General features: G+C 69.4%; 4 protein-coding genes and 2 pseudogenes. 1 reads left to right on the top strand and 5 read right to left on the bottom strand.

What is annotated here, in order from left to right:
- Nucleotides 1-42 precede the first annotated feature (42 nt).
- Nucleotides 43-1,149 carry a ricin-type beta-trefoil lectin domain protein gene (locus ACZ7BZ_RS35655; protein ID WP_470361971.1) on the bottom strand — a complete coding sequence of 369 codons (1,107 nt, stop codon included), beginning with the start codon at nucleotides 1,147-1,149 and terminating at the stop codon, nucleotides 43-45.
- A gap of 98 nt (nucleotides 1,150-1,247) precedes the next feature.
- Nucleotides 1,248-3,938 carry an RICIN domain-containing protein gene (locus tag ACZ7BZ_RS35650; RefSeq protein WP_470361970.1) on the bottom strand — a complete coding sequence of 897 codons (2,691 nt, stop codon included), beginning with the start codon at nucleotides 3,936-3,938 and terminating at the stop codon, nucleotides 1,248-1,250.
- 747 nt (nucleotides 3,939-4,685) lie between these two features.
- Here ACZ7BZ_RS35650 and ACZ7BZ_RS35645 point away from each other — a divergent pair.
- A complete protein-coding gene (locus tag ACZ7BZ_RS35645) occupies nucleotides 4,686-7,394 on the top strand; it encodes a beta-L-arabinofuranosidase domain-containing protein (RefSeq protein ID WP_470361969.1) in 2,709 nt (902 codons plus the stop codon).
- 210 nt (nucleotides 7,395-7,604) lie between these two features.
- Here ACZ7BZ_RS35645 and ACZ7BZ_RS35640 read toward each other — a convergent pair whose 3' ends face one another.
- The 3 genes and pseudogenes from ACZ7BZ_RS35640 to ACZ7BZ_RS35630 form a co-directional block, all read right to left on the bottom strand.
- On the bottom strand, nucleotides 7,605-9,560 hold the full coding sequence (locus ACZ7BZ_RS35640) for an alpha-L-fucosidase (RefSeq protein ID WP_470361968.1): 1,956 nt from the start codon (nucleotides 9,558-9,560) through the stop codon (nucleotides 7,605-7,607).
- A 397-nt stretch (nucleotides 9,561-9,957) separates the two neighbouring features.
- Nucleotides 9,958-10,320, bottom strand: a pseudogene (locus ACZ7BZ_RS35635) (FadR/GntR family transcriptional regulator); the annotation flags it as partial.
- Nucleotides 10,321-10,325: 5 nt separating this feature from the next.
- A pseudogene (locus tag ACZ7BZ_RS35630) lies at nucleotides 10,326-10,653 on the bottom strand (FadR/GntR family transcriptional regulator); the annotation flags it as partial.
- Nucleotides 10,654-10,800 lie beyond the last annotated feature (147 nt).

Below are 10,800 nucleotides of genomic sequence, written 5' to 3'. Positions count from 1 at the left end.
CTCTGCGTTGCAGGGCACTAGACGGAGTTCACGGAGCGGGCGTCATCCGGCGGTCAGCGTGGTCCACCTCTGGTTGGAGCCGCCGGTGCAGTCCCACAGTTGGAGCTGCGTCCCGTCGGCCGTGGAGGCGCCCGGAACGTCCAGGCAGCGGCCGGAGAGAGGGTTGCGGTAGCCGCCGTTGTAGGGCTGCCAGACCTGGTTGGCGCCGCCGGTGCAGGCCCAGAGCTGCACCTTGGTGCCGTCGGCCGTCCCCCAGCCCGCAGCGTCGAGGCACTTGCCCATGGAGCGGAGGGTGCCGTCGGTGTAGGCGGACCACAGCTGGTTGGCACTGCCGCTGCAGTCCCAGGTCTGGACGGCGGTCCCGTCGGTGGTGCCGGCGCCGTTGACGTCCAGGCACTTTCCGGCGAGGCCCGACTGCACGGGTGCGGCGGCGGGCGCCGGATTCCTCAGCCACCCGGCGCTGCCCGCGGCCTGGATGCCGCGATGGAAGGCGTCGGCCATCTTCTGGTAGCCCGCGTCGTTGGGGTGCAAGGTGTCCGCCAGGTCGGCCGTGGTGAGGCTGCTCATGTCGACGTACGTGACGTGCTTGCCGGCAGCCTGCGCATCGCTCACGATCTGAGGGACGGCCTGGTTGTAGGCGGCCCGGTACTGCTCCTCCGAGCCGCTGGTGGACACCACCAGGGAGGCCACGAGGACGGTCGCGTCGGGGACGTCGGCGGTGATCTGGTCGACCAGCGACTTCAGCCGGGCGGCGGCGGTGGACGGCTGGTAGTTCCCGTTGAGGTCGTTGGTGCCGATCTCCAGCGTGACGACGTTGGGCCGGTAGCGGGTCAGCGAAGCGCTGGCGAGGGCGGCGATCTGGTCGATGCGGTATCCCGAGTGTCCTTCGTTGTCGGGATCGGACATCGAACCGTTCCGCCCCGTACCGACGAAGTCCACCGGATGGCCGTCCGCCGCGAGCGCGTCCCACAGCGGGCCCCGGTAGCCGTTGCCCGTGCTGCTCCCCAGACCCCAGGTGATCGAGTCGCCCAGCGGCATGACCCGCAGGGGCGTGTCGGCGGCGGCGGAGGCGGGGGCCGCACCGGTCGTCGTCATCCCGAGAGCGGCGGTGACGAGCGCGATCAGGGGCAGTGCCCATGACTTTCGCATTGCAGGTGTCCTCTTCTGTGAGTGGCTGCTGACAACCGGGGGGTCGGAGAACGACGCTTTCCGGCCCCCCGTCTCGGCCCAGGGCGGTGTCACCGGGGCTACTGGATCGTCCAGGCCTGGTTGGACTGGTTCAGCGGCATGTACTGGGCGATCGCGGCTCCGTTCGTCGTGGAGCCCTGGCCCACCTCGAGGACCTGCCGGCTCTCGACGTTGCGGAGGAGGTATCCGCCGCTGGTCGGCTCGAAGTACCACAGCTGGTTGTTGCCGCCGTTGTAGGTCGACTGGTCCGCGGCGGTCGACCTCCAGTGGCTGGACCAGGGGACCTCCAGGGCCTTGCCGCTGTTGCGGTTCACGATCCGGAAGAGCTGCCCGCTGACCGGTACGAAGCTCCATTGCTGGTTGGCGCCACCGTTGGCCGGCCACTGGACGACGCTTCCGCCGTCGGCGGTGGACCCGCCGGACACGTCGATCACCTGCCCGCTGTTGGCGTTCTTGATCGTGTAGAACGACGAGGGGTTGACCGCCGGCGCGGCGACCGGGGCCGCCACGGCCCCGCCCGTCTGCTGGACGCTGAAGTCCGTGATGTAGAAGTACGCGCCGTCGGTCTTGGCGACCCGCACGTACTGGAAGGCCTGGCGGACGTCGATGGGGGCGGTGAGCGTCGAGGCGAGCGGCAGGGCGCTCGTCCGGCGTCCCAGGACGGTGTAGCTGCCGAAGCCCGGATCGTTGGACCCGCGGACCTCGAAGTTGCCGCGGGTCCCGGGCTGGTCCAGGTCCTGGCGGGTGGTCAGGGCGAACTGGCCGAGCTGGTAGGGCCGGCCCAGGTCGACCTGCCACCAGGCCGAGGTGTCGCTGCCGGTCGGGGACCAGCCGGTCGTGCCGTTGTTGTCGACGGCCTTCGAGGGCTCCGTGCCGGTGCCGAAGACCGAGGAGGCGGACGTCGGCCTGTTGTAGGCGAGATCGGGGAGCAGGGGCATCCACTGGTACCCGGGTTCGAGGCCGGAGGCCTTGATCACCGCGTCGCCGGAGGTGGTGTTGTCGGTGAGGGTGACGTTGGCGCCGTTGCGGTTCTGGTTGATGAATCCGTCGGTGTGCGACAGTACGTTGTTCGAGAGGGTCATGTTGTCCGACCCCTCGTCCGTGTAGAGGCCGGCCACGGCCGAGCCGCAGGCGGCGGCGTTGCGGACCACGTCGTGGATGTAGTTGCCGTTGACGACCGTGCCCGGGTCGTTCGACAGGTGGTAGATGGCGGCCGAGTCGCACAGCCGGTTCATCACGTTGCCGATCCGGTTGTAGCTGATGCTGTTGTTCCCCTCGGCATTGGCCGCGGACTGCCAGCCCCAGCCGAGCGAGATGCCGGCCCACGGGGTGTCGGAGATGTCGTTGTGGTCGATGGTGGTGCTGTTGACGAAGCCCGCGTTGATGGCCGCGGTGCCGAGGTAGTCCTCACCGATCCGGGTGATCAGGTTGTCCTTGACGCTGACGCCCTTGGTCACCTCCCGGGGGTCCTCGCCGGCCGGCGAGGAGGGCGGGTTGTAGACGGTGTGGTACTCCACGGTCGGATCGGAGAACTTGCCGACCGTGATTCCGTTGCCGGCGATGTCGTAGACGTAGTTGCCGATCGCGCTGCTGTTGTGGACGCCGTGGCTCAGGTCGAGAGCGGTGGCGCCCATCTGCGTGAAGGTGTTGCCGGTGAAGGAGACGCGATCGGCGTCCGCGGCCTGGACGCCGCCCGGCGGTCGGCCGACGTACTGGTGGTTGCTGTTGTCGGACGAGATGTTGTAGTTGCCGCCCTGGCCGTTGAGGTAGCCGTTGTCGGTCGGCTCCATCCAGGTGGTCTGGGTGAACCTGATCCCGGAGAAGCGCAGGTCGTGGGCGGGGTTGTCGAGATCGGTGCCCTTGATGTCGAAGAGTGTCCGGAGCGTCGGCGCCTGAACGTCGGCCGTGGACATGGACTCGCCGGGGCGGGGCTTGTAGTAGACGGTCTGCGCGGCCGTGTCGACGTAGAACTCGCCCGGATCGCTGAGGAACTCGTGGGCGTTCTCGAAGTGCAGCGGGGAGCCGTTGGCGAGCTGCGGATACGGGCGCTGGAAGAGGATGCCCGCCTCGTGGTCCTGGATCGATATGTCGGCGGTGCCGTTGGCGGAGCTGATCGACTTCAGCCGCAGGTAGCTCTCGCCCCACTGCGTCTCGAGCATCATCTCGACCTGGTTGAGGTTGGCCCAGGTGGAGACCTGCGAACCGAGCACCTTCAGCAGCTTGTTGGTGGTGTCACTGCCCTGCAACTGGAGGTCCGACCCGGCCTTCGGGTAGCGGGCCCGGGTGGCGCGGACCCCGTTGACGTACAGCTGGCGGAAGTTGAGGGCGCCCACGGACGCCTTGTACTCGCCGTTGGAGGCGGGGGTCCACCCGGTGAGCTTCGTGCCGCCGGTGATGACGGGCGTCTCGCTGTTGTAGGCCTGGTAGGCGACCGTGTGCCCGTTGGTGCCCGAGTCGGCGGTGCCGAAGGTGACCGGGCTGGTGAGCGGGTAGGTGCCGCCGCGCAGGTTCACGACGATGTCGTCGGACATGTTCGTGTTGACCTTCCGGACCGCGGCCTGTGCGGCCTGGATGGTCCTGAACGCCGACGTCGTGCTGGTCCCCGGGTTGCCGTCACTGCCGTTGACGGGGTCGACGTAGAAGTTCGTCGTGGCCGCGTAGGCGGGCTGGGCGGGCAGTGCGGCCGTGACGACGGCGGCGGCCGCCGCGAACGCCATGGCCGTCCGCGCGCCGATGCGCAGGGCTCTCATGGGGATGTCCCTCCATCAAGTGTGCTTCTATGAGTGGTATTTATCGAGCCGAATGATCGGCCATGTCAAGACGATAGACATGCATATTTTTCGTTGCCGAAACACCGATGACACGGGGGAGGTGCTGGACCCGACGAGTGTGAGCACCTTCTGAGGGGGCGAAAGTTCCAGTTGGAGTGCAGTGCTCCCGGTTGGAAGCGGCTCGCCTAGCTGGCCGCTCGGGTCGACTTGCAAAGCTCTCGGTGAGAATGAGTACGACTCATATCCGATCATGTGGAGCTACTGAGGCGTATCTGTAGACGACCATGGCCGCGCCTGGGGACCGGCCTCGGGCGTCGCAAGGCAGTGCGAGGGGCCGGGAATCCGGCCACTCCGCTGCGCGGGGGAGTGGGACGGACGCCGTCGCGGTTCTCGATGCCGCGCGGATGCGCGCGGGCGCTCGCGGTCGTGGAGGTCTTCCGAGACCGATTGTCAATGCTCGCCAGGTGCCGGGACGCCGCCAAAGCCCGCACCTCGGCCCGCCATGCCGCACTGTCGAACCCCTGGACGGGGCCGGGATCCCGGAGCTATAAACGTGACACCTGCCGAAAGTCGGACTTGCCGCACTCCGAGCCCGGCGACCCTTCAGCGCCATCGTCATCACGCCACACCCCGGCCCCGTAGGTCGGAGGCTGCCCGGAAGCATTTTTGTTAGCGTTAACATACGGCGCTGATCTCCTCCCCCACCCGGAAGGACCGGATCCCGCGATGTCTTCCCCCGCCCCGAACCGCCGCACCCTGCTCAAGGCGACCGGCGTGCTGGCCCTCGCGCCCGCCGTCGGCCTCGGCCTCGCCCCGGCGGCCGCGGAGGCCGCGGAGGTCGTCCGCTCGTCGACCCAGCCGTTCGGCCTCGGCCAGGTCCTGCTGACCGCCGGCCGGTTCCGCGAGAACCAGGACCGGACCCTGGCGTACCTGCGTTTCGTGGACGTCGACCGGCTGCTGTACAACTTCCGCGCGAACCACCAGCTGTCCACCAACGCCGCGACCGCGACCGGTGGTTGGGATGCGCCGTCGTTCCCCTTCCGCACCCACGTGCAGGGGCACTTCCTCAGCGCGTGGGCCCAGGCGTACGCGGGAACGGGGGACACCGTCTGCCGTGACAAGGCCACCTCCATGGTGGCCGAGTTGGCCAAGTGCCAGGCCAACAACGCCGCAGCGGGGTTCTCCACCGGCTACCTCTCCGGCTTCCCCGAGAGCGACTTCGCCAAGCTGGAGTCCGGCTCGCTCACGAACGGCAACGTCCCCTACTACTGCGTCCACAAGACCATGGCCGGCCTGCTCGACGTGTGGCGCATGCTGGGCAGCACCCAGGCCCGGGACGTCCTGCTGGCCATGGCGGGCTGGGTCGACCAGCGCACCGGCCGGCTCAGCCAGAGCCAGATGCAGGCGCTCATGGGCACCGAGTTCGGCGGCATGAACGAGGTCCTCGCCGACCTCAGCCTGGAAACCGGGGACAGCCGCTGGCTGACGGTCGCCCAACGCTTCGACCACGCCGCCGTGTTCGACCCGCTGGCGGCCGGCCAGGACCAGCTGAACGGCCTGCACGCCAACACCCAGGTGCCGAAGTGGATCGGCGCCGTCCGCGAGTACCGGGCGACCGGGACCACGCGCTACCACGACATCGCCACGAACGCCTGGAACTTCTGCACCACCGCGCACACCTACGCCATCGGCGGCAACAGCCAGGCCGAGCACTTCCGCGCCCCCAACGTGATCGCCTCCCAGCTGACCAACGACAACTGCGAGCTCTGCAACTCGTACAACATGCTCAAGCTCACCCGTGAGCTCTGGCAGTTGGACCCCACCAACGCCGCGTACTTCGACTTCTACGAGCGCGCCCAGCTCAACCACGTCGTCGGCGCGCAGAACCCGGCCGACCCGCACGGGCACGTCACGTACTTCACCCCGCTGAAGGCCGGCGCCCGCCGGGGTGTCGGCCCCGCCTGGGGCGGTGGCACCTGGAGCACCGACTACGACTCCTTCTGGTGCTGCCAGGGCACCGGCATGGAGTCCAACACCAAGCTGGCGGACTCCGCCTACTTCCGCGACGGCACCACGCTGATCGTGAACCTGTTCGTGCCCACCGTCCTCACCTGGGCCGAGCGCGGCCTGACGATCACCCAGACCACCGCGTACCCCGCGGAGGACACCACCACCCTCAAGGTGACCGGCAGCACAGGCGACACCTGGTCGATGCGCATCCGCATCCCGGGCTGGACGACCGGCGCCACCGTCAGCGTCAACGGCACCGTGCAGAACGTCGCCACCACACCCGGCAGCTACGCCACGCTCACCCGCGCCTGGGCCTCCGGCGACACGGTGACCGTCAAACTCCCGATGCAGGTCACGCTCCGGGCCTCCAACGACGACCCGGACGTCGCCGCGGTCACCTACGGCCCGGTCGTGCTGGCAGGCGACTACGGCAGCACCGCGCTGTCCGCCCTCCCGCTCATCGACCCGAAGTCGATCACCCGCAGCGGTACCACGGGCATCGCCTTCACCGCGACCGCCAACGGCTCGTCCGTGAACCTCGGCCCCTTCCACGACGCGCAGGGCTTCAACTACTCCGTCTACTGGAACACCCGGAACAGCACCGCATTCCGCCTGCTCAACGAGGGCAGCGGTCTCGTGCTCGGCGTGCAGAACATGTCCACCGCCGACGGCGGGCTCGCCCTCCAATGGGGCGACAGCGGCACTGCCGACCACGACTGGGCGCTGGTGGTCGACGGCAGCGCGCTGCGCCTGCGCAACGTCAACAGCGGTAAGGTGCTGGGCGTGCAGGGCATGTCCACCGCCGACGGCGCCTCGGTGCTCCAGTGGTCGGACAGCGGCACCGCGGACCACAAGTGGACCGTCGTGGCGACGGCCGGCGGCTCGCACGGCCTGCAGAACGTCAACAGCGGCAAGCTGCTCGGCATCGCCGGGTCCTCCACCGCGCAGGGCGCCTTCGCCGTGCAGGCCCCTGACACCAGCTCGGCCACCAGCCGCTGGTGGTTCGTCCCGACCGGCACCCGGCGCATCCAGAACGTGGCCAGCGGGCTGCTGCTCGGCGTACAGAACATGTCGACCGCCGACGGCGGCCCGGTGATCCAGTGGGGCGACAACGGCACCGCGGACCACCTGTGGACCGCGGTGGTCGACTCCGGCGGCTACCTGCGACTCAGGAACTCCAACAGCGGCAAGGTGCTCGCCGTGGAGAACGGCGGCACGGCCATCGGCGCCCGGATCCTCCAGTGGACCGACAACGGCGCCGCGGACCACCGCTGGCGCCTGCGCAGCGCCGGCAACGACAGCTTCCGCATCCAGTCCGCCGCCGGTCCGGTCCTCGGCGTGTCGGGGGCCTCTGCCTCGCAGGGAGCCCAGATCGTGCTGGGGGACGACAACGGCGCGTCCGACCACCTGTGGCGGTTCATCTGACGATCGGCCGAGCGGGATGGCGACGCCGCGGGTTCGGTCTCCTGACATGGCCGAACCCGCGGTGGGCCCCTGCCCGTCCGGGATCGAATGATCGCGGCGGGCGTCCTGGCGGTGGCGGTGCCGCACTCCACGTGAGCCGTCCGACTTCCACCACGGCTCGGCCCTGCCATTGACCGCTCCGGGCGGTGAGGGACAGCCCGCGCCGCCTGGCTAGCCGTTGGCGAGGGACGGGTCCAGGAAGAGGCGGTCGTAGACCTCCAGCGAGCGGATCGAGGCCCACGTGCCGGAGTCCAGGCCACCGGTGACGGTCACCCGGACGTAGCGGGTCCGGGCCGTGAACGCCGCGGTCTGCACCTGCGCGGGGGCGGAGTTCCCGGTCAGGTCGGCGAGCGTGAACCAGGTGGAACCGCCGTCGGCGGATCCGTCGACCCGGAAGCGGTAGGCCTTCCCGGGCTGCTCCCAGGCGATCCGGGCGCCCGTCACCGGGCGTACCGAGCCCAGGTCGACCTGGAGCCAGTGCCCGGTGCCGCCGTCGGCCGCGCACCAGCGGGTCGAGGTGTCCCCGTCCACGGCGTTGGCGGCCACGTTCCCGTGCGCGGTCTCCGCGCTGTCGGCCGTGGTGGGGCACCCGCGGGCGATGTCCGTGGGCACTGCCGGGCGGTCGAGCACGATCGCGACGATCGTGTCGTCCGGGAAGCGCGTGCGGTCGATGCCGGTGACGGTGACGGCGTTCGCGCCGGTCGGGCTGAAGGACAGCGGGCTCCTGGAGACCACGTCGTAGACCGAGGTGACGTTCGCATCGCCCAGGGAGGGAGTCGTGAAGCTACTGCCGCCGCCGTACCCGGCCAGCAGGTGGGCGTAGACGGTCCTGTCGGCGAACGTGAAGCCGTACTGGCCGTCCACCGGGTTCCACGGGCCGCCGCGGGTGTTGTACACGGCCTCCCGGTTGGCCTTCATGAACCCGCCGAGCTGACGGATCAACGCGGCCTGTTTGCCCGGGACCGTACCGGTCGCGTCCGGGCCGACGTTGACGAGTACGGACATGTCGCGCACGAAGGAGTTGGCGAACAGGCCCAGTGCCTGGGAGAAGGGCATGGCGAAGTCGCCGCTGTACCCCCAGGATCCGCCGACGCTGAACGTCTTCTGGACCAGGCGGCCGTACCGGATCGGCCCGCTCGGCACACCGGTTCCCTCGTCGAGGTCGTAGTCGCCCACCCACCCCGAACGGGAGTTGGACACGGCGTTCGGCTGGTGCCGGCGCAGCACGCCGGTGAGACCCAGCGGTCTGCCGGTGCCCCACTCGCTCTCGCCGTACGCGGAGTCCACCTGCCAGCCGTTGGCGCCGTCCCGGTACTGACCGGGCTCCCAGAAGAAGGACCCCGCCGCGTCGGTGCCCTGCTGTGCCAGCCAGCCGCCGTCCCACCACAGGTCGTCGATCGCGCCGTAGTCGGTGACCAGTTCCTTGACGGACTGGTACACCTCGTTCTTCATGGTCCGGGCGTTCTCGTGGTAGTCGAAGTCGGCCGGGTCGGAGCCCTCGTAGTTCCACGGGTACGGACTGTTCGGCAGTACGCAGTCGGAGGTCAGCGCGGGGCTCGGGGGCTTCGCTCCGCCCACGTCGTAGTAGCCGGGGTAGCGCCAGTCGATCGGGGAGTAGTAGAGCCCGACCCGGAGGCCCGCCGCGCGCACGGCGTTGACGTAGCCCCTGACGAAGTCCGTGCCGGCGGGGAACGGGGCGTCACCGGTGGTCCACGCGTTGGGGTGGCGGCTGGGCCACAGGGCGAAACCGTCGTGGTGACGGGTGGTCAGGACGACTTCGGCGGCTCCGAGGTCCTTGGCCAGCTGGGCCCATGCGGCGGGGTCGTAGGACTGGGACTGGCTCGCGAACGGGCCGGCGTACTGCGCCCGGTAGGACGTCGGCCCGGTCTTCGAGTAGAACATGTGCCACTCGCCCTGGGCCGGAGCCGAGTAGACGCCCCAGTGGATGAACATGGACACCTTGTTGTCGCGCATCCACTGGATCCTGCTGTCCGGCTGCTGCCAGGCTCCCTGGTCGAACGTGGGGACGCGCAGCGGGACGAGGGGTAACGGGGTGCCCCCGGTCCCGGCCGCCTCGGCCGGGACGCCGACCGGTCCGACGACGGTGGCGGCGGTTGCCACTGCCATGCCGGTGAGCATGCTCCTACGACTGATGGATCGTGACATGAATGCTCCGTTTGTCCTGGAACGCTCGCTCTCGGGTGGGCTGCGCGAGTCAGGTACATCTATCGCGGCGACCGTGCGGACTGTCAAGGCATCTGACAGTGACATGTCCGATGAATCGCAAGGTCGACGATTCCCACCGGGCCTCCGCCGGCCTGCTCCGGAGAAGCGTCGTCCTGTTCGCGGGGGGATGAACTCGCAGGTGAGACGGCGGAGTTCGATCGCCGTCGGCGAGCTTCGAGGATCGTTCCACTGGTCGGACGGACTGAAATCGCACTGAGCGATTCCATGGAGGGGGCGACATTCATCGGATCGATCCGCGTCGAGCCAGGTCTCTCGGCCGGCCGTGCTGCGCCAGCCGTCAGTCGAGGACCGATCCCGGCTCGCCGAGGGATTCGCGGAGCCACTGCTCGACCCCAGCGACGTGCACGGTGGCCCAGGCGTGGGCGAGCTCCGGGCGCCGGCCGGCGATCGCGTCGTAGATCGCTCGGTGCTGCTGGCGGGTGCGCTCGGACGCGCCCTCCTCGGTCAGGCCGCGCCAGATCCGCGCGCGGGTGGTCGGCCCGGACAGGCCGTCGATCAGCGAGGAGAGCACGGTGTTGCCCGAACCGGCTGCGATCCTGCGGTGGAACTCCAGGTCGTTGGCGATGGTCTCGTCCAGCGTGGCGGCCTCGTCCAGGTCCTGCAGCAGCTCGGCCAGGCCGGCGATGTCCTCCTCGGACATCACCCGGGCGGCCATCGCGGTCGCGGCGGGCTCCAGGATGCGGCGCACCTCCAGGAACTCCAGCACCGTGTGGTCCTGGTGGAAGTCGACGACGAAAGCCAGGGCGTCCAGCAGGATGTCGGGCTCCAGGCTGGTCACGTACGTGCCGTCGCCCTGGCGCACGTCGAGCACCCGGATGAGCGAGAGCGCCTTGACGGCCTCCCGCAGGGAGTTGCGCGACAGGCCCAGCCGCCCGGCGAGGTCCGCCTCCTTCGGGAGCTTCGAACCCGGGCGGAGTTCACCGCTCACGATCATGGCTTTGATCTTCTCGATCGCCTCGTCGGTGACTGGCACTGCCTCGCCTCTCCTGGTCATCTGATCTTCGCAGCATACGGGTTCCGCCGGTCCCGGGTTTTGGGTTTCCGGGTGCCGGGGGGAGGGGCGGGAGGCGGGGAGGGGACCCCCCCAGCCCCTCCCCCCCGAAACCGGTTCGCCGGGAGG

The sequence above is a fragment of the Kitasatospora sp. NPDC036934 genome (assembly GCF_055608425.1).
This window is presented reverse-complemented; position numbering and strand designations above follow the sequence as displayed.

Bases quoted from the DNA above. Each gene is read 5' to 3' on its own strand.
- ACZ7BZ_RS35650 (WP_470361970.1), bottom strand. From the start codon at position 3,938: ATGAGAGCCCTGCGCATCGGCGCGCGGACGGCCATGGCGTTCGCGGCG.
- ACZ7BZ_RS35655 (WP_470361971.1), bottom strand. From the start codon at position 1,149: ATGCGAAAGTCATGGGCACTGCCCCTGATCGCGCTCGTCACCGCCGCT.
- ACZ7BZ_RS35640 (WP_470361968.1), bottom strand. From the start codon at position 9,560: ATGGCAGTGGCAACCGCCGCCACCGTCGTCGGACCGGTCGGCGTCCCG.
- ACZ7BZ_RS35645 (WP_470361969.1), top strand. From the start codon at position 4,686: ATGTCTTCCCCCGCCCCGAACCGCCGCACCCTGCTCAAGGCGACCGGC.